14 protein-coding genes, 18 tRNA genes, 1 rRNA gene, 1 pseudogene and 1 riboswitch are annotated in these 18,194 nt (G+C 43.0%); of the genes and pseudogenes, 5 read left to right on the top strand and 29 right to left on the bottom strand.

The annotated features are described in order from the left end of the window. Positions 1-8 precede the first annotated feature (8 nt). Positions 9-1,013 carry an NAD(P)/FAD-dependent oxidoreductase gene (locus GH754_RS15950; RefSeq protein WP_153729664.1) on the top strand — a complete coding sequence of 335 codons (1,005 nt, stop codon included), beginning with the start codon at positions 9-11 and terminating at the stop codon, positions 1,011-1,013. A gap of 315 nt (positions 1,014-1,328) precedes the next feature. On the opposite strand, the pseudogene GH754_RS20125 reads toward GH754_RS15950, so the two are convergent. The 7 genes and pseudogenes from GH754_RS20125 to GH754_RS15915 form a co-directional block, all read right to left on the bottom strand. Next, positions 1,329-1,535 (bottom strand): annotated as a pseudogene (locus GH754_RS20125) (thioredoxin family protein); the annotation flags it as partial. Between the two features lie 240 nt (positions 1,536-1,775). Beyond that, positions 1,776-3,236: a CoA-acylating methylmalonate-semialdehyde dehydrogenase gene (locus GH754_RS15940; RefSeq protein ID WP_153729663.1), complete on the bottom strand. Its 1,461-nt coding sequence runs from the start codon at positions 3,234-3,236 to the stop codon at positions 1,776-1,778. A 210-nt stretch (positions 3,237-3,446) separates the two neighbouring features. Next, a complete protein-coding gene (locus tag GH754_RS15935) occupies positions 3,447-4,958 on the bottom strand; it encodes a sodium:solute symporter family protein (RefSeq protein WP_153729662.1) in 1,512 nt (503 codons plus the stop codon). 47 nt (positions 4,959-5,005) lie between these two features. Continuing rightward, on the bottom strand, positions 5,006-6,379 hold the full coding sequence (locus tag GH754_RS15930; RefSeq protein WP_153729661.1) for an LLM class flavin-dependent oxidoreductase: 1,374 nt from the start codon (positions 6,377-6,379) through the stop codon (positions 5,006-5,008). Between the two features lie 45 nt (positions 6,380-6,424). After that, positions 6,425-7,093 (bottom strand): carboxymuconolactone decarboxylase family protein, encoded by a 669-nt coding sequence (locus GH754_RS15925; RefSeq protein WP_153729660.1) that lies wholly within the window; start codon positions 7,091-7,093, stop codon positions 6,425-6,427. 148 nt (positions 7,094-7,241) lie between these two features. After that, positions 7,242-7,343, bottom strand: a riboswitch (SAM riboswitch). A 242-nt stretch (positions 7,344-7,585) separates the two neighbouring features. Continuing rightward, positions 7,586-8,116 carry a hypothetical protein gene (locus GH754_RS15920; protein ID WP_153729659.1) on the bottom strand — a complete coding sequence of 177 codons (531 nt, stop codon included), beginning with the start codon at positions 8,114-8,116 and terminating at the stop codon, positions 7,586-7,588. Between the two features lie 117 nt (positions 8,117-8,233). Next, positions 8,234-9,028 carry an HAD family hydrolase gene (locus tag GH754_RS15915; protein WP_153729658.1) on the bottom strand — a complete coding sequence of 265 codons (795 nt, stop codon included), beginning with the start codon at positions 9,026-9,028 and terminating at the stop codon, positions 8,234-8,236. Between the two features lie 177 nt (positions 9,029-9,205). On the opposite strand from GH754_RS15915, the gene GH754_RS15910 reads away from it, so the two are divergent. Next, on the top strand, positions 9,206-10,270 hold the full coding sequence (locus tag GH754_RS15910; protein ID WP_153729657.1) for an SDR family oxidoreductase: 1,065 nt from the start codon (positions 9,206-9,208) through the stop codon (positions 10,268-10,270). Between the two features lie 121 nt (positions 10,271-10,391). Here GH754_RS15910 and nagB read toward each other — a convergent pair whose 3' ends face one another. After that, a complete protein-coding gene (nagB, locus tag GH754_RS15905; RefSeq protein WP_153729656.1) occupies positions 10,392-11,141 on the bottom strand; it encodes a glucosamine-6-phosphate deaminase in 750 nt (249 codons plus the stop codon). Positions 11,142-11,274: 133 nt separating this feature from the next. Between nagB and nagE the strand changes: the two genes are divergently transcribed. Beyond that, a complete protein-coding gene (gene nagE / locus GH754_RS15900; RefSeq protein ID WP_153729655.1) occupies positions 11,275-13,188 on the top strand; it encodes an N-acetylglucosamine-specific PTS transporter subunit IIBC in 1,914 nt (637 codons plus the stop codon). Between the two features lie 49 nt (positions 13,189-13,237). After that, on the top strand, positions 13,238-14,155 hold the full coding sequence (locus GH754_RS15895) for a DUF7916 family protein (RefSeq protein ID WP_323742069.1): 918 nt from the start codon (positions 13,238-13,240) through the stop codon (positions 14,153-14,155). 27 nt (positions 14,156-14,182) lie between these two features. Here the strand turns inward: GH754_RS15895 and GH754_RS15890 are convergent, their stop codons facing one another. Both GH754_RS15890 and GH754_RS15885 read right to left on the bottom strand, forming a co-directional pair. Further along, positions 14,183-14,725, bottom strand: a complete 543-nt coding sequence (locus GH754_RS15890; protein ID WP_323742068.1) for a sigma-70 family RNA polymerase sigma factor — start codon at positions 14,723-14,725, stop codon at positions 14,183-14,185. Positions 14,726-14,842: 117 nt separating this feature from the next. Next, complete coding sequence (locus GH754_RS15885; RefSeq protein WP_153729654.1) at positions 14,843-15,379, bottom strand: DUF1572 family protein; 537 nt, start codon at positions 15,377-15,379, stop codon at positions 14,843-14,845. A 426-nt stretch (positions 15,380-15,805) separates the two neighbouring features. Here GH754_RS15885 and GH754_RS15880 point away from each other — a divergent pair, with 426 nt between their 5' ends. Further along, positions 15,806-16,042, top strand: coding sequence for a hypothetical protein (locus tag GH754_RS15880; protein ID WP_153729653.1), 237 nt, complete (start codon positions 15,806-15,808; stop codon positions 16,040-16,042). 101 nt (positions 16,043-16,143) lie between these two features. Here the strand turns inward: GH754_RS15880 and GH754_RS15875 are convergent. The 19 genes from GH754_RS15875 to rrf form a co-directional block, all read right to left on the bottom strand. Beyond that, positions 16,144-16,216, bottom strand: a tRNA-Ala gene (locus GH754_RS15875). A gap of 3 nt (positions 16,217-16,219) precedes the next feature. Next, positions 16,220-16,296 (bottom strand) — tRNA-Ile (locus GH754_RS15870). Positions 16,297-16,306: 10 nt separating this feature from the next. After that, positions 16,307-16,380, bottom strand: a tRNA-Gly gene (locus GH754_RS15865). Positions 16,381-16,383: 3 nt separating this feature from the next. Beyond that, a tRNA-Tyr gene (locus GH754_RS15860) sits at positions 16,384-16,469 on the bottom strand. 6 nt (positions 16,470-16,475) lie between these two features. Further along, positions 16,476-16,551: transfer RNA gene (locus GH754_RS15855), tRNA-Thr, on the bottom strand. A 14-nt stretch (positions 16,552-16,565) separates the two neighbouring features. Beyond that, a tRNA-Phe gene (locus tag GH754_RS15850) sits at positions 16,566-16,641 on the bottom strand. Between the two features lie 4 nt (positions 16,642-16,645). Continuing rightward, positions 16,646-16,738: transfer RNA gene (locus GH754_RS15845), tRNA-Ser, on the bottom strand. 24 nt (positions 16,739-16,762) lie between these two features. Beyond that, positions 16,763-16,839, bottom strand: a tRNA-Pro gene (locus tag GH754_RS15840). Between the two features lie 3 nt (positions 16,840-16,842). Beyond that, positions 16,843-16,919, bottom strand: a tRNA-Arg gene (locus tag GH754_RS15835). A gap of 7 nt (positions 16,920-16,926) precedes the next feature. Beyond that, a tRNA-Leu gene (locus GH754_RS15830) sits at positions 16,927-17,015 on the bottom strand. 14 nt (positions 17,016-17,029) lie between these two features. After that, positions 17,030-17,104, bottom strand: a tRNA-Gly gene (locus GH754_RS15825). A 4-nt stretch (positions 17,105-17,108) separates the two neighbouring features. Beyond that, positions 17,109-17,190, bottom strand: a tRNA-Leu gene (locus GH754_RS15820). 19 nt (positions 17,191-17,209) lie between these two features. Further along, positions 17,210-17,285, bottom strand: a tRNA-Lys gene (locus GH754_RS15815). 43 nt (positions 17,286-17,328) lie between these two features. Next, positions 17,329-17,403 (bottom strand) — tRNA-Gln (locus GH754_RS15810). Positions 17,404-17,410: 7 nt separating this feature from the next. Further along, positions 17,411-17,487 (bottom strand) — tRNA-Asp (locus GH754_RS15805). A gap of 74 nt (positions 17,488-17,561) precedes the next feature. Next, positions 17,562-17,638, bottom strand: a tRNA-Met gene (locus GH754_RS15800). 45 nt (positions 17,639-17,683) lie between these two features. Beyond that, a tRNA-Val gene (locus GH754_RS15795) sits at positions 17,684-17,759 on the bottom strand. A 4-nt stretch (positions 17,760-17,763) separates the two neighbouring features. Further along, positions 17,764-17,838 (bottom strand) — tRNA-Glu (locus GH754_RS15790). Between the two features lie 111 nt (positions 17,839-17,949). Beyond that, a 5S ribosomal RNA gene (gene rrf, locus GH754_RS15785) occupies positions 17,950-18,065 on the bottom strand. Between the last annotated feature and the right edge of the window lie 129 nt (positions 18,066-18,194).

The raw sequence follows: 18,194 nt of genomic DNA, 5'->3' as shown, positions 1-18,194 counted from the left end.
CCATGTCCATGACCCATCAAGACGAACTCTATGACGTAACCATTATCGGCGGAGGACCTGTCGGCTTGTTTACCGCGTTTTATAGTGGAATGCGTGAAATGAAAACAAAAATTATCGAATATCTACCGTTTTTAGGGGGAAAGGTTCCGTACTTTTATCCAGAAAAAATCATTCGCGATATTGGAGGAATCCCAAGCATTTCAGGGGAAAAACTGACCGAGCAGCTCATTGAACAGGCGATGACATTTGACCCGACCGTTGTGTTGGGGGAGCAGTGCATGCACCTCGAACAACACGATGATGGCACCTTTACCCTAACGAACGACAATGGGGCGAAACATCACACCCGAACCATTATTCTCGCAACCGGATTTGGTACGTTGAAATCGGTCAAACTAGATTTGCCCAATGCCAGTCAATTTGAAGAAAATAACCTAGATTATACGATTAAACGACTCGAGCATTATCGTGGAAAGCATGTGTTAATTTCAGGTGGTGGAAACTCTGCTGTGGACTGGGCTAATGAGCTTGAGCCTATTGCGGAAAAGGTAACATTGATTTACCGAAAGACAGATTTTAAAGGAATTGAGAGCAACATTACCAAAATGAAAAATTCATCTGTTGATGTGAAGACCCCTTATGTCATTGAAGAACTAGCAGGTAAAGAGGGGCATGTTGAGACGGTAACCATTCAAAACGTGGAAACGAAGGAAACGGAGCAGTTGTCCGTTGATGCGGTTATCGTCAACCATGGATTTGAAATCGACCTTGGTCCTATTGCTGAGTGGGGCATGAAAATGAAAAATGGTAGCGTGCAGGTCGACCAGGAAATGGCCACGACCATTCCAGGGATATTCGCGGTTGGGGACATCGCCAATTTTGAGAACAAACTTCCGTTAATTGCGGGCGGGTTTAATGAAGGACCTATTGCAGTGAACAGTGCTAAGCTGCATATTCATCCTAAGGAGGAGCTTGCGCATTTGTTTTCGACGAATATGGATTTTTCGGAATGAATTTTATGCAGAAACACACGAGTTGATAGGCTCGTGTGTTTTTTTCTGGGTTTAATGGTCGTTTGTGTGTTTTTCATCCTGTCGCTTCGGATTGGAATCACGTCCTTTCTATTATTTTATCAGTCACTTATTGGTAGAATCACGTCTACTTTAATCGTAATCACGTCGCCTTGATTTAAGCTAGTTCTGATTCAGTCAGTCGCTATAGGATGGATATCAAATAGATTTTGAATAATTCGTAAAGCAAGACAAAACACACGAAAACATTAGCATACTAGTGTTTTCGTGTGTTTTTAAGTATCGTATTTTCTATTCTTATTGACTTGCGAACTCTTTTATTTCTTCCTCGGTAGGTGTTCCGGTTAAACGATCTACTTCTTGACCGTCTTTTACCAGTACCAATGCAGGAATGCCTTGAACCTCAAACTTTTTCGCTAAGGATTCCTCCTCGTTGACATCGACAGTGTAAAACTCCGCTTGATCAGCTAACTCCTCAGAAGCTGCACTTACAACTGGAACTAGTTGTTGACAGGTTGTTCATAAATCAGCCTTAAATTTTAGAACAATGGATTTGTTCGTATTTTTTACTGCATTATCAAACTCTTCTGCTTTTAACTCTTTGAGCATGGTTCAATATCCTCCTATATCTTCACATATTTTCTTTAGTATGATTTCCATGGAGATAAGTTATATACGCCTGTATAATTTGAACACAACTACAGTCTGATAATGAACGTCACAGCAATCCGCCTGTGGCTACATTTACACCCACCTTGTCGTTATCACTTTTTGTCTCGTATAAAAGGCCAACCCATCTTTTCCGTTGGCATGAAGATCTCCATAGAAGGAATCCTTCCAGCCTGAAAAGGGGAAGAAAGCCATGGGAGCCGGCACTCCAATGTTGACCCCTAGCATCCCAGCATCAATGGTTTCCCGAAATTTCCTTACGGCTCCCCCGTCGTTCGTAAAAATACAAGCCCCGTTGGCAAAGCGAGATTGATTGGTTAATTCAACAGCTGAATCCAAGTCCTTCACTCTAGCAACCGATAGCACAGGAGCAAAAAGCTCATCCTTCCAGATTGTCATCTCAGATGTTACTTCGTCAAAAATAGTAGGTCCGATAAAATAGCCCTGACGCTCGGTATCTTGATCCTTTCGACCATCTCGAATGAGCTTGGCTCCTTCTTCTTCACCTTTTTCAATATATTTCAATGTCCGCTGTTTATGATGGTCACGTATCACAGGACCGAGGAACACGTCTTCATCTAAGCCGTTTCCGATTTTGATTTCATTTGCCTTTTGAACAAGTAAAGAAACCACCTCATCGGCAACTGCCTCTTCAACCGCTACCACTGATGCGGCCATACAACGTTCACCCGCCGAACCAAAGGCTGCATTGATGATTTGGGTAGTCGCGTTGTCGAGGTTTGCATCGTGTAAGACAATTGAGTGATTTTTAGCCCCGGAAAGTGCCTGAACACGCTTTAAATTGTCTGTTCCTCGTTTGTATACATACTCTGCCACTGGCTGTGAGCCTACAAAAGAAATCGCGGCAACCTTTTCATGATCTAGCAATCCGTTCACAACATCATGTGCACCGTGAACAATATTAAACACACCGTTTGGCAGCCCCGCTTCCTCCAATAATTCTGCTAAACGAATGGCTAATAGAGGTGTCCGTTCCGATGGCTTCAAAACAAACGTATTCCCGGTTGCAATGGCCATCGGAAACATCCAACAAGGAACCATCATCGGAAAGTTGAAGGGAGTGATTCCACCAATTACACCAATCGGATAGCGGTATACTCCGGACTCTAGCCCCTCTGAAATAGCAGGAAGCTGTTCTCCCATCATTAATGAAGGGACACCAGCTGCAAATTCCACATTTTCAATCCCACGTTGCACCTCGCCCTTGGCTTCCTTTAAGCTTTTTCCGTTTTCGATGGTAATAATTTCCGCTAGTTCATCCCATTGCTCGACAAGCAATTGCTGATATTTAAATAAGATTCGGGCTCGCTTTGGAACAGGAACCTCCTTCCATTCTTGAAACGCCTGAGCCGCAACCTGAACTGCATCATCTACGTCCTCTTTATCTGAAATCGGTACTTCTGCAATGACTTCTCCTGTTGCTGGATTATAGACCTGTTCGGTTTGATTTGATTTCGGGCTCATCCATTTTCCACCGACATAGTTTTTGAGTGTCTGTTGTTTAATTTGAATCATCGTAACACCTCCAAAAGTAGAAATCTTCTAGTACTCATGTATATCATCTCACTCCAGAAAAATTCTGGGGAAGTGACTCACGCCATCCTTCCCCCTATTTCGTAAAATACCAGATTCGCAGCAAGAATCCGATTATGACTAGAAACGTGATAAAACCATAGAGCCAAACAGACAGCATCCCATTCACAAAAATAGCGATTCACCCTTTCTTTAATTCGCCTTTGAACCTTCTTCCTCAAAGCGATAAACTGTGGACGATTTTGGATCTTTGATGACACGAGCGAAAATCACAATGGTAGCAATCCCAATAAAGGTGGCGACAGCTCCTGCTGACATCGTACTGGGAATAATTCCGCCAAAATAAATCACCAGATAAGAGATTAAACCGGCAAACATCGACAGTTCAGCTGCGCGTGCTGAGGCTTTTCTTTTTGCATAAACTGCATATAAAATTGGCCCCATGGTTCCCGCAGCTACGCCAGATATTCCAACCCACATCACATCCCCCATATAGGTTGGTGGCCTTAACACAATGAGAAAAGCAGCCAATCCAATCAACGGGACGGTGAGCCGACTAATTTGAAGAGCGATCTTCTGTGCTTTTTCATTACTAGCTTTAATGATTCTCTTCTTAATTAACACTTTTAGAAATATATCGTTGGCAAACACGGTGGAAATAGAAACGAATAATCCATCTGTTGTTGACATCGCAGCAGCAAGGATCACCACACCTAAAATGGCCACAATGACAACAGGAAAGGCCCATACTGCATATTCCATTAAGGCCAAATCCGAAGCTACTACGTTATTACCTAATGCGGCTCTACTATAGATTCCCCCAAATAAAACAAAAAGAGAAAAAGCCGCCGCAATCACATAGGTTAAAATCATTTTTCCAAGGTCCTTTTCGTTCTTTAATCCGAGTACTTTGTTAAATAGATGCGGAGCTGAGGCAAAGGCCCACTGAATAATAATGGCACCAGACACAACACCGATCGAATAAAAATGCGCTGACTCAGGATTAAATATTTCGACTAAATGACCATTTTGAGTTGATAGTTTTTGGGAGATATCCGTGAAGGTTTGGGTGATACTCCCTTTCCAAAATATGACGATTCCGGAAACAAATATAAATAATCCCGCAATAGCCATTAATACAGCCTGAACCGCATCGGTATAAATATCAGCGAAGGCTCCACCAGCAAATACATACAATACAACTATCGATGCGATCAGAATTAATCCATTTGTATAGGACATGTCGAGCATATACTGAAAGATTCGTGCTCCCGCCGCAAATTGAGCAGCAATATAAAAAATATTGAACAACAAAATCAATCCTGTACCAACTCGTAAAATATCACTCTTGTAAAAGTCCCCTAGCCAATCTGGCAATGATAGAGACTTTTGTCCAATGTTTAATTTCCTAACCTTTTTGGCAACCATCAGCACCCCAATTGGTCCTCCACCAATGATGGCCAAAAACAGCCATAGGTTGGAATAGCCCCAGGCATGAGACCAGCCCGGATAGCCTAAGAATGTCGCAGCACTTAAATATGTTGCGGCAAAGGATAACCCGAGCACATACGGCCCCAAGCTTGCGCCACCAATGGCAAAATCACCTACGTTTTTCGTTTTCTTGGCACTCCATAAGCCTAGAACAAACATCACAGCTAGAAACAAACCAAATCCAATCCACATATAGAGGGTTAATTGACTCATTTTCATCCCCTTTCTTTTTAAGCTTTTTCATTAGGAGGCCTTTTCATTTATTTTGGTTGCAAAAGACCTACTCTTTTCGCCGGATGATGATCAGGCAAATGGGCTTTTCCTTTTCCAAACATATTCTCCCTTAATGTCTTCCCTTCATATTCCGTCCGATATATACCGCGTTTTTGCAGTTCAGGAACGACATGATCCACAAACTCTTGGAACGTACCTGGTGAGTAGGTTTGAGCAATATTAAATCCATCTACATCACCTTCAACTGCCCATTTTTCAAGCTTGTCAGCAATTTGTTCTGGGGTCCCGACAAATTTCACGGTGCCATTACCAAGACCATGATTTTTGACTGCCTCTCGTAACGTCCACTTTTTATTTGGATCTTTCGTATACATATCTAAATTTCCTTGAACAGCATCGGTTTCAATGTCCTCAATGTACTGATCAGGATCATATTGGGAAAAGTCAATCCCGGTATGACCAGAAAGAAGAGATGCAGTACCTTCATAGCTGACATGACTCGTCAATTCCTCAAGTTTGGCATGCGCCTCCTCCTCTGTTGATCCGATGATTGGTAGAATCATAGGGAAAATGAGAACCTCATTTGGGTCTCTTCCTTGTAGCTTCGTTCTCCTTCGTATATCCTGAGAATATTGCTTTAATGCTTCTAATGAATGGTTTTTGGTAAATACCGCTTCAGCATGTTTAGCCGCAAAGTCTCTTCCCTTAGGAGATGCTCCCGCCTGGAACAAGACCGGCGTACGCTGTGGTGACGGTTCTACCAAATGAGGACCTGGGACATGGAAAAATTCTGCATCATGGTTAATTAAATGTACCTTTTCAGGGTCTGCAAACATGTCACGCTCCTTGTCATACACAACCGCATCATCTTCCCAACTATGCTCCCACAATTTATAGACTACCTCTAAAAATTCATCGGCACGGTTATATCTTAGTTCCTTTGGCAAACGACCGGAAAGTCCAAGGTTAACCGCTTCACTTTCCAAATAGGATGTCACCACATTCCATGCGACCCGCCCATCTGTTACATGATCCAAGGTGGAAAGCTGACGTGCTAGAGAATAAGGCTGTGCATATGTAGCCGAAATCGTAGGGGCAAAACCGAGATGTTCGGTCGCAGCTGCCATCGCTGAAATGGGGATCAGTGGGTCGTGGGCTGGTAACTGTACGGCACCACGTGTTGCAGCATGATGATTATTTTCATAAACACTATACGTCCCCAGTACATCTGCAATAAATAATGCGTCAAATTTTCCTCGTTCAAGAATCTGTGCGGCCTCTACCCAATAGGACAAAGAGTGATGATTGGTTCCCTTGTCTTTTTGATGCTTCCACAATCCTGTCGAATGCGGGGAGGGTGAATTTTGAATAAAACCGTTTAAGTGAATTTGCTTTGCCATTTGTCAAAACTCCCTTTCAGATTTTTTGAATCAAATCAACAACCTTTATTCATTATCAAATGCATTCAGAGCGTTCACACTGTGCGCAACAGCGGACCCCGCTTTAAGGGCAACGGCCACGAAAATAGCTTCTGAGATTTCTTCTAAACTTGCCCCAGCTTTCTTAGCATTTTTCGTATGCAGATCTATGCAATAAGCACATCCTGTTGTATGGGCAGATGCTACGGCAATTAATTCTTTTTCTTTCTCCGTGAGCTGTTCAGTTTTAATTGCTTTCTGATCAAAATCAAGAAAGGCTTGAAAGGTCTCCCCTTTTAACTGGGCAAATTCTTTAATACGACTGAAATAGCTTGCCTTATACAACTCCTCATCTGATTCCCCATCAAAGGCGTTCAAAGCATTAACACCGTGAGCCACTGAAGATCCTGCTTTCAGTGCAGTTGCTACAAAAATTGCCTCTGTTACTTCTTCCTTAGTTGCTTCACTTTTTTTAGCATTCTGAACATGTAACTCGATGCAATACGGGCAACCAGTAATATGGGCTACAGCAACAGCAATGAGTTCCTTTGTTTTAACGGATAAGTCGCCTTCAGCTAGTGCCTGGTCATTAAATTGAAAAAACGCTTGGAAGCTTTCTGGAGCATACTTTTTTAATTCCGTAATGCGGCTAAAATAAGACTTTTGATACAAGCTATCAGTTTTTGTAATGGTCATGGTAATCTCTCCCTTTCATATAAATATATACTTCACAAATCCGAATACTCGGAATTAAAGTTAAATAATGCCCTTGAACCCTCCCCTTTTCCATCAAATTTAAAAAACCTCTTCCGATGAGGAAGAGGTTAATAAACAATTAAACATCATCTCATCTTTCAAGCAAATGCTTGCTGGACTTAGCACCTTGTATCTTACAGGTTGCTGCGGGATCACAGGACCAGTTTCCTCCCCCGACTCTGGATAAGAAAAAGCGTATATAATTTTTAAAGTGTTTCTATCATATCGAACACACAAAAAACAGTCAAGTGTGAATTTAATATTTTTTCTAACAATTCAGTTATTAGTCCTTTTGGTCTATGTGGAATAAGCGAATAGTAATCTTTGAATTGAGTCTTATACAGTCCTTTTTTAGTACTTTTAAATTACTTGCATGAAGATAACGTTCAATAAACTCTGCTAATCCATTATTTTCGTGGTGTCCTGTTACAATTAAAAAACCTCTAATGTTGTCTCAACAGGCCCTTCTTCTGGTGTGAAAATATCTACCATAACCCCTGTTTCTGTATTAATTTGGACTGCACGAATCCCCTTACTTACACCTTCAAGCTCTGTTTGTGACGCAATGGTATAGCCGTTTTCTTCAAAAAAAGCGATATACTGTTCGGCAATACTATTCATATCCTGGTCGAGCAAGAACTTAATCGTATTACGGACACCGTTTTCTTCTGGGACAACCTCTTTTTTGATAATGTTGGCTCCATCTGGAATCAGGATGTCTGGCGGGAAACTTTCAGGTACAGATAGGTTTTCACCTTCCTTATTGACTGGCTCTACTTCCGCTTCCGTATTGGACGCTTTATCTCCATTTGATTCCGTTTCCTTTTCATTGCCTTGATTCGCATCTGTAGCAGTGTTCTCTTCAGATACGGTTTCAGTATTGTCTTCTGCAGTCTCTTCACTTCCACAGCCTGAAAGAACTACAATACCAAGGCATAATATGACGGATAACGCATATCTCATGGCTTCATCACTCCCATTATATTGTTTGTATATATTACCATGTAAGGTTCTCATTGGTAATTATACTTTGGTATAGAATTTGGGTTCGGGAGTGACGGAGGATGTGGTTACCCGTAATTAAAGTACTTCTACATCACTTACATGAAGATAACGTTCAAAAAATTCAGCTAATCCATTATTTTCGTGGTGCCCGGTTACAAAATCAGCCACCGCCTTTACTTCATCACTGGCATTCCCCATTGCCACACCCATCCCAACATGACGAAGCATCTCTATATCATTCGGTCCGTCTCCAATGGCTGCGACTTCGCTTGGACGAATTCGAAATGGGTAAAGCAGAGTTTTGATCGCAGACCACTTGGATATATGAGGGGCAACCAGCTCGAAGCCGTCATTCCAATCAATGACCTTTGCCTCCTTTTGAAATAAAGAGGATAGAGCCGGAGAAGGTGCACCTGTTCGAACACTATATTTCAAAACATCTTGATAGTTTGCCTGCCTTAAATCACCAATATATTTCGGCGGAATCTGCCCAACGTTGGTCCAATAATCAATTTCTGCATTTGTTTCTTTACAATAAATCCCGCTCGCTGTATGAACAATCACATTACAAGAATGGTCTGCAGTCAAATGATGGAATCGTTCCTCGTTTAATTGTACGTTATTCATTTGAATAATTCTTCCTGTTACAGCATCATGAATGGCTGCTCCATTTAAACAGATCATCGGAGTTCGTAATCCTAGTTCCTTATGGTAAGGAGCGGTAACTTCATAATGTCGGCCAGTAGCAAGAAAAACCTTAACTCCCTGGTTGATAAGCCGAAAAATAGCAACCTTATTGCGGGTGGAAATGTGATTCGAGGTATCTAGTAGTGTCCCATCCATATCAATAAATATTGCACGGATATTCATTAAACGCCCTCCTCATTCATTGATAAACCAATCATATCATCTGAATATTAAATTCTAGTAAACTCTGTGTACAAATCAAATGAAATTTTGGAAACAGGGGCAAATGATCACCTGCATGTTCCTCCAAAAAAGAGCCCATAATAAAACGAAAATGCTAAATTTTAAGGAGGCTGAACAATGAACCAAGTGCCACACAATCGAAATATCACCCTCCCCACCCTTCAACCACAGCATACAGGCCTTAAAAGTCTCAAGGATCAGGTGATTGTGATTACGGGCGCATCAAGTGGAGTTGGTCTGGTCACAGCTAGAATGGCAGCTGCAAGAGGAGCTAAGGTGGTAGCCGCTGCTCGAAATGAAGATGCTCTTCAAAAATTGGTGGAGGAACTGCAAAACAAGGGACAAACCGCCAGCTATGTGAAAGCCGATGTGGGTCGTGAAGAGGATATTCAAAAAATTGCAGATACAGCAATCAACGAGTACGGAAGCTTTGATACGTGGGTCAATAATGCGGGCGTCTCGATTTATGGACACGCAATGGATGTAAGTAATGATGATATGAAAAGGATGTTTGATACTGTTTTTTGGGGGGTTGTATATGGCTCAAAGACAGCAGTCAAACACTTTAAAGAAAGAGGCGTTGCTGGTGCACTAATTAACGTGGGGAGCCTGTTTGGGGATCGGGGAACTGTTATCCAATCTACATATGCGGCTGCTAAATTTGCGGTACATGGCTGGACAGAAAGCATTCGCATGGAACTAGAAAAGGAGCAAGCCCCCGTTTCTGTCACTCTGATTCATCCTGGTCGAATTGATACCCCCTATAACGAGCATGCACGCAGTTATTTAAACAAGCAACCTGCACACGGTGGTATGATATACCCACCTGAAGCAGTTGCAGAAGCGATTTTATATTCGGCAGAGCATGAAAAAAGAGACATATATGTAGGCTCACAAGCAAAAGTCTTTGAGCTGCTTGGCACCCTATTCCCACGGCTAACAGATAAAATCGTGGAATCTTACATGTATCCAACTCAAGTGGATGCCAATCGTCCTTCCAAGCCAGCCGAAGAAAGTGCCCTATACCATGCAGGCTACGGCATGCACGAGCGGGGCACCAATGTAGGTTGGGTTCGTCAAGGAAGTATGACGGTTAAGGCAGCACAAAACCCAGTTTTTTCTACAGCCGTTGCGGTTGGAATCGGTGCGTTAGCATTGGGTTTGTTGAGGAAGAAGAAATAAGAGTGTTTTCTAAAATTGAGCCATAACCGCTAAGTCACATAGAACATTTTTCGTAGTTCACCATATTTATGACAAACCACCCAATACAAGGGTGGTTTGTCAAGCTTACTTATAAAGCGATTCACATACTTTCCCTACTCGCCTCTTCCATTCGCGAAAGCGCCTGTTCATCCGCAATCAGCGTCACATTGTCATGCGTTTTTAAAATCGATGCTGGCATTTGCTCATCCACATCCTCATAAAACAATTTATAGATTGCCTCCGCTTTATGCTCCCCTGATGCCATCAGCAGTATCTCCCTACTCAGAAGTATCGTGGAAATTCCCATGGTAAGCGCATGGGTTGGGACATCACGAAGACTCTCAAAATACCGGGCATTCGCCTCCCGTGTCGATTCAGTCAGAGTTTCCACATGGGTATGACTTTGAAAGGATGTACCAGGTTCATTAAATCCGATGTGGCCATTTTCACCAATGCCTAAAATTTGCAGGTCAATTCCGTCCAATTCTGCAATTAAATCATCATAACGTTGACATTCAGCTTCCAAATCCTCTGCTAGACCGTTGGGAAGATGAATGTTTTCTGAGGGGATATCAATGTGATCAAACAGGTTCTGATTCATATAAAAATGATAGCTGTTTGGATCATCTGGTGCCAAACCTACATATTCATCGAGATTAAACGTTCGAATCTGCTTGTATGAGGTTTGATTTTCCTGATAATCTTTTATCAATTCTTTATAGGTTCCCTCTGGCGTGCCTCCAGTAGCGAGTCCGAGGGTGGATTCAGGGTTTTGGCGTACTTGCTCGATAATACGGCGCGCTGCCTGCTTACTCATTTCTCGATCATCTTTGACACGAATGATTTTCATAATTGTACCCTCTTTCCAATCCGTTTGCGTTTACTTTTTCCATAACAAATATATGTATTCCTCTATAAAATTTTCAGTTCAGTGAATGCTAAGAAAAAAATATGTCTTTTCATCCTAGAAAGGAGGAGACCACATGTTTGGTTTTTTTCAACAGATTGGAAAAGCCTTAATGCTACCTGTTGCGGTGCTGCCTGCTGCAGCGTTACTTTTACGTCTAGGACAGGATGACCTGCTTGGCATTCCGTTTATGGCCGCCTCAGGTGATGCGCTATTTGGACATTTGGCCATCATTTTTGCGATAGGCGTAGCGATAGGACTTTCCAAGGACGGCAATGGCTCGGCAGGATTAGCCGGTGCTATTGGGTTCTTAGTGTTAACAGAAGGAACAAAAGCGATAAACGCCGATATTAACATGGATATACTAGGTGGTATCATTTCTGGTATCGTTGCCGGGCTCCTTTATAATCGCTTTTATGATATTAAACTTCCTGAATGGCTTGGATTTTTTGGTGGTCGCCGGTTTGTGCCGATTGTAACCGGTGGAACCATGGTTATTCTGGCCTTTATTTTCGGTTTTATTTGGCCACCGATCCAAGGGGGAATAAATGCCCTTGGAGAGTGGATCATCGGTGCCGGTTCGCTCGGAGCTGGGGTGTATGGTTTCTTAAACCGACTCTTGATTCCGACCGGCTTACACCACGTCATCAACACGCTTATTTGGTTTGTGTTTGGTGAATTTGAAGGAGCGACCGGTGAAATCAACCGCTTTTTCGCTGGAGATCCAACAGCAGGTTACTTCTTAGCCGGGTTCTTCCCAATTATGATGTTCGGTCTACCTGCTGGTGCACTTGCCATGATAGCAGCAGCCAAACCAGAAAGACGTAAAAAGGTCTCAGGAGCACTGATTGGGATTGCCTTTACGTCCTTTTTAACCGGCATTACAGAGCCGCTAGAATTTTCATTTATGTTCCTATCCCCACTTCTTTATGTAGTACACTCGCTTTTAACTGCAGCCTCGATGGTTGTAGCTTATTGGCTAGACATTAGGCACGGCTTTGGATTCTCAGCAGGTGCCATTGACTTTTTCTTAAATATGGGACTTGCAGATGGAGCCTGGCTATTATTCCTGCAAGGGCTTGTATTCGGAGGCATCTATTTTGTCGTCTTCTACTTCCTCATTAAACGTTTTGATTTAAAGACACCTGGACGTGAGGATGAGGATGAGTGGGATGACCAGGTTGCTCCTGAAAAAGCTGGAGACGGCGGTGACAAATATGAACGCATGGCTGCTCAGTACATGCAGGATTTAGGTGGTAAAGAAAATATCCACTCCATCGACAACTGTGCAACCCGACTTCGCCTCCAAGTCAATGACATGGAAAAAATAGACGAAGGCAAGCTAAAAAAGCATGGTGCAAAAGGCGTCATGAAAGTAGGAAGCCGAAACGTACAGGTCATTGTCGGGACCACAGTGGAATTTGTTGCTGAGGCCATGAAAAAATTAAAGCAAAGTAACGAAGCAGCTCCTGTGGTGGAGGATGATGATACCGAGCAGAGTTCAACGACTACTGCCGAACCATGTGACCCAATCCATCCAGACGAATTCGTGCTCCCTGTGACGGGAAAAATCATGCCGATTACCGAAGTCCCGGATGATGCCTTTTCCCAAAAAATGATGGGTGATGGCTTTGCGATTGTTCCAGAAAAAGGCGAAATTACCTCTCCTGTTGACGGAAAAATTGCCACTGTCTTTCCGACCAAGCACGCCATTGGCATTATGTCTGAGCAAGGCTACGAAATTCTCATTCATGTTGGCTTAGATACGGTGAAATTGGAAGGAACAGGGTTCAATACCTTTGTTAAGGAAGGCGATGAGGTGAAAAAGGGTCAAAAATTACTGGAAGTTGACCTCGATTATGTGCGTAGTAACGCGCCATCTGCAATTACACCTGTTGTCTTCACCAATTTACCTGAAGGAAAGAGTATTGAGCTTAAGAAAACAGGACAAAACGAGCAAGGAGCAACCGATATTATTGAAATTAAATAAAGGAGGCCTTTCTGAGGTCTCCTTACCTTTTACATATGGAGGAATAATCGTGAAACGAATATTAAATTGTACCGCTTCAGATTTTAAATCGATGAAGGGCAAGGAATTGCTCAAGTCCATAAAAGCATCAGAAGGACGTGTCATGCTGTCAGAGATCATTGGCACGGTTCAGCCCCATTACCCTGAAATAACCAACGCAGAATTAGCCGCTGGATTTGGTGCCGACCTCCTGCTACTAAATGTATTTGATGTGTTTAACCCTGTTGTGAGTGGAATCGAAGTTGAGAACAATAATCAAATCATTTCAGAAATTAAGCATCTAACAGGTCGACCAGTCGGCATTAACCTGGAGCCGGTTGACCCAGATGCAGACCTGGTAGAATCCGTTCGAGAATTACCACAAGGAAGAACAGCTTCCGAAAAATCACTACATCAAGCCAAAAAATTAGGCATCGACTTTGTGTGCCTAACGGGAAACCCGAAAACAGGCGTAACCAATACACAAATTGAAAAGGCCATTCATAAGGCCAAGGAAATTTTAGGTGAAGATGTGTTCATCATTGCAGGCAAAATGCACGGAGCGGGCGTTTCGAATGAGGGCGGTGCAGAAATTGCCGATGAACAATCGATTGCAGGCTTTGTAGATGCTGGAGCCGATATTATCTTATTTCCCTCCCCTGGAACTGTGCCAGGTGTCACCTTAGAGACGGCACAAAAATGGATTCAAATCGCTCATAAAAAAGGTGCCCTCACGATGCTAACGATTGGAACGAGCCAAGAGGGTGCGGATAAAGAAACCATTCGCCAAATCGCGCTTATGAATAAAAGTGCCGGATCTGACATTCATCATATAGGAGATGCGGGTTATTACGGCATCGCCATACCTGAAAATATTATGAGCTACTCGATTGCGATCAGGGGGCGTCGTCATACGTATATACGCATGTGTCGTTCCATCAATCGATAATGGGGCCATTTATGATTGTGGCCCCAATTATACTAAAGAACTGGCCAGCTCTTGTTTCAGCATGTCCTTTCCTCTACGTATTCTTGTCTTTATCGTGTTCATATTCAATTCTGTGATGGCCTCAATTTCTTTCAGAGAGCGCTCCTCATAAAAGTGAAGCATGATAATATCCTGATAGATCTCAGGAAGTTTGCGGACCGCAGCATCAAGCTTCTCCCCCATTTCCTTCGCTACCACTATATCCTCCACATCATTGGTCGCGATTTGAGAAAAAGCGGGTAGCTGATCTGTGATTAAGACTTTACGATGGTAGGCACTTTTTAAGTAGTCCTTACAATGATTGGCTGCTATAGTCCACACCCACGTTTTCAGCTTGGACTGATGCCTGAATGTATGAAGCGATTTATAGCATTTTACATAGACTTCTTGAGTTAAATCATCAGCAATAGCTTGGTTTCGGACATAGGAATATACCAAGCGCCAAATGAGTTGACCATACTTATTCATAATTTCATCCAACAATACTTCTTCATAGGTAGTATCAAGTGACTCAACAGCTAATTCTCCCACCGCAAATCCTTCTTTCTATTTTATTTCATCCTATCTAAATGTAACAGTTGAAGAATAAAAGGACATCAGATTGGTGGTGTATTGTATCTAAGACTTTAGACGTAGTTGGATTGAGGGTTAATTGTTTTTGTGTTGATCCAGCTTTTGTTGTAAATATTCTTCAGATTTTCCCTTTGGAATACTGAGACTTTCCCAATTCGATGTTTTCAGCTGTTTTCCAATGTAAACCATTTGCCCGACATGATAAGCATAATGAGCCATTTGCCGCTCAATCGCCTCTATGACTATATGGCGCTCTCCCCGAATATAAATAGATTTTAATAAATCCTGTTCCTGTAAACCATCTAGCGTAGCCATAAGTGTTTGCCACCCCTGCTCCCAAACATTGGTTAACGCTGTTTTCGAGGCAATATCATCAATAAACTCGTCATCACGATTTCGATACTCCTTCTCCCCATCTGATGTAAAAATATCCGTCCATCTTGAAATCATATTACCACTCATATGCTTGATGATAATGGCAACACTATTTGACTCCTCATTTGGTGACCAATGTAGTTCTTGTTCGGATAATTGCTCTAGGGTTCGATCCCCAAGACGTTTCACACTATTGAATCGTTCGACCACAATTCTTAAATACTCTTGACCTATCATCTAATTCCTCCCTTTTCAGTATGTAATATAAAATGTAATCAGATTACGATTATCTGTTAATATATACACTTCAAAAGAAATGAAGAACAAAGGAAATATAAAGAATATAACTTCTTAGTCTGTAAAAAATATATGAAAAGCGTTGGTGTTTTTGGACTATAGCCCTCACTCGAACCGGTAAAAGGGGAACAACTTGATGAAAAAGAATGAACAAAAATATCACCGTTCATTGCCATTCTTTTATCTACTCTAGGTACAGGTGCAGGACAAGTTTACAATCAACAATTTATCAAGGCCATTTTTTTCGTATTGATTAGTATATTTTTAAATATGAAAGCAAATTTAAATGAAGCCCTAATATATACTTTTAAAGGCGATTTTATCAATGGGGACAAAATATTAAATTTAGCTTGGGGTCTTAGCTACATGAGTTGGTATTATGTTGCAATGTTTGAAGCCTATTATTCAGCATTTGAATTAGCTCATTCAACCAAACCCTTTCCATTTAACATGATACCCTTTGCAACAGCGGTAATGATTGGTGACTTAGGCTTGATCATGTCTAATTTAAACATAGGGTTAATAAATATAGGCTTGTTATTCTCAATCTTCGGGGTACTGATAGGTCTATTCATTCGAAAAATTATGATATGGTTTATGTAAGGAACGATCAATATAGCGATTTTTTAATCTACTATTCTCAATATAAACGAAAAAAAGACCTTAGTCTAATAAAATATAGACTAAGGTCTTTTTTTATTAAATGGAGCCTAGCGGGATCGAACCGCTGACCTCCTGCGTGCAAGGCAGGCGCTCTCCCAGCTGAGCTAAGGCCCCATATGGTGGGCCTGAGTGGACTTGAACCACCGACCTCACGCTTATCAGGCGTGCGCTCTAACCAACTGAGCTACAGGCCCATCTTTATGATGGAGCGGGTGATGGGAATCGAACCCACGACATCAGCTTGGAAGGCTGAGGTTTTACCACTAAACTACACCCGCAAATGGTGGAGGGAGTAGGACTCGAACCTACGAACCCGATGGGAGCGGATTTACAGTCCGCCGCGTTTGGCCAACTTCGCTATCCCTCCATCAAATGGTGCCGGCCAGAGGACTTGAACCCCCAACCTACTGATTACAAGTCAGTTGCTCTACCAGTTGAGCTAGGCCGGCATTTATGAATAGAATGGTGGCTCGGGACGGAATCGAACCGCCGACACACGGATTTTCAGTCCGTTGCTCTACCGACTGAGCTACCGAGCCATTCTGGCGGAGGAGGAGGGATTCGAACCCCCGCGGGCTTTGACACCCCTGTCGGTTTTCAAGACCGATCCCTTCAGCCAGACTTGGGTACTCCTCCGTTTTGAACGATATTCTATTCGAATGGTCGGGAAGACAGGATTCGAACCTGCGACCCCTTGGTCCCAAACCAAGTGCTCTACCAAGCTGAGCTACTTCCCGTAATGGCGCGCCCGAGAGGAGTCGAACCCCTAACCTTTTGATCCGTAGTCAAACGCTCTATCCAATTGAGCTACGGGCGCATGATGATGGTACCGAGGGCCGGACTCGAACCGGCACGGTAGAAACCTACCGCAGGATTTTAAGTCCTGTGCGTCTGCCAATTCCGCCACCCCGGCATCGCTGTAAGTTCTGGAGCGAAAGACGGGATTCGAACCCGCGACCCCCACCTTGGCAAGGTGGTGTTCTACCACTGAACTACTTTCGCAAAATGCGGGTGGAGGGAGTCGAACCCCCACGTCGAAAGACACTAGATCCTAAGTCTAGCGCGTCTGCCAATTCCGCCACACCCGCGTTATTAAATTATGAAAAATGGTGAGCCATGAAGGATTCGAACCTTCGACCCTCTGATTAAAAGTCAGATGCTCTACCAACTGAGCTAATGGCTCGTACAATGTATACTAGTTTAACTACTTTGCTAATGAAATAAAATGGCTGGGCCAGCTGGATTCGAACCAGCGCATCACGGGATCAAAACCCGATGCCTTACCGCTTGGCTATGGCCCAACAAAAATGGCGGTCCGGACGGGACTCGAACCCGCGACCTCCTGCGTGACAGGCAGGCATTCTAACCAACTGAACTACCGGACCATAATTAGGTTGTACCATATCGAACTTATCTCATCCTACAATGGTGAATTTTCAATGATGTTTGATGAATATTTTGGTTGCGGGGGCAAGATTTGAACTTGCGACCTTCGGGTTATGAGCCCGACGAGCTACCAGACTGCTCCACCCCGCGATAGTGCAAAAGCTATATTAGCTTCTGTGATATGAAGTTCTTTAATGGTGGAGGATGGCGGGCTCGAACCACCGACCCCCTGCTTGTAAGGCAGGTGCTCTCCCAACTGAGCTAATCCTCCAATATGGTGACCCGTACGGGATTCGAACCCGTGTTACCGCCGTGAAAGGGCGGTGTCTTAACCACTTGACCAACGGGCCAGTTAAAATTTCACATAAAAATGACTCCATAGATAGGTTGAACCTACAACCAAACGGTATTTAACGACTGCTCTACCCTAAGGCACTATGGAGCAATTAAAATGTTACTTTGCCCAGCAGCGTCCTACTCTCGCAGGGGAAAAACCCCAACTACCATCGGCGCTGGAGAGCTTAACTTCTGTGTTCGGAATGGGAACAGGTGTGACCTCTCCGCTTTTGCTACTGGACTTGTGTTTTTGAAGTTTTTAAAGTACCTTCAAAACTAGATAAGAAGTGAATCAAGATCCGACAAGCGTTTGTGCTGTTTAGCTCCGGCTCCTAGGTCCTCGCCGTCATAAGCATAATCCACTCCGTGG

It is taken from the genome of Salinibacillus xinjiangensis, from assembly GCF_009649735.1.
Classification (GTDB): domain Bacteria; phylum Bacillota; class Bacilli; order Bacillales; family Alkalibacillaceae; genus Salinibacillus; species Salinibacillus xinjiangensis.
The sequence above is the reverse complement of the archived record's forward strand: the minus strand, read 5'-3'. Positions and strand labels throughout refer to the sequence as shown.

Coding starts and splice junctions, on each gene's coding strand:
- GH754_RS15950 (WP_153729664.1), top strand. CDS start 9: ATGACCCATCAAGACGAACTCTATGACGTAACCATTATCGGCGGAGGA.
- GH754_RS15940 (WP_153729663.1), bottom strand. CDS start 3,236: ATGATTCAAATTAAACAACAGACACTCAAAAACTATGTCGGTGGAAAA.
- GH754_RS15935 (WP_153729662.1), bottom strand. CDS start 4,958: ATGAGTCAATTAACCCTCTATATGTGGATTGGATTTGGTTTGTTTCTA.
- GH754_RS15930 (WP_153729661.1), bottom strand. CDS start 6,379: ATGGCAAAGCAAATTCACTTAAACGGTTTTATTCAAAATTCACCCTCC.
- GH754_RS15925 (WP_153729660.1), bottom strand. CDS start 7,093: ATGACCATTACAAAAACTGATAGCTTGTATCAAAAGTCTTATTTTAGC.
- GH754_RS15920 (WP_153729659.1), bottom strand. CDS start 8,116: ATGAGATATGCGTTATCCGTCATATTATGCCTTGGTATTGTAGTTCTT.
- GH754_RS15915 (WP_153729658.1), bottom strand. CDS start 9,028: ATGAATATCCGTGCAATATTTATTGATATGGATGGGACACTACTAGAT.
- GH754_RS15910 (WP_153729657.1), top strand. CDS start 9,206: ATGAACCAAGTGCCACACAATCGAAATATCACCCTCCCCACCCTTCAA.
- nagB (WP_153729656.1), bottom strand. CDS start 11,141: ATGAAAATCATTCGTGTCAAAGATGATCGAGAAATGAGTAAGCAGGCA.
- nagE (WP_153729655.1), top strand. CDS start 11,275: ATGTTTGGTTTTTTTCAACAGATTGGAAAAGCCTTAATGCTACCTGTT.
- GH754_RS15885 (WP_153729654.1), bottom strand. CDS start 15,379: ATGATAGGTCAAGAGTATTTAAGAATTGTGGTCGAACGATTCAATAGT.
- GH754_RS15880 (WP_153729653.1), top strand. CDS start 15,806: ATGAGTTGGTATTATGTTGCAATGTTTGAAGCCTATTATTCAGCATTT.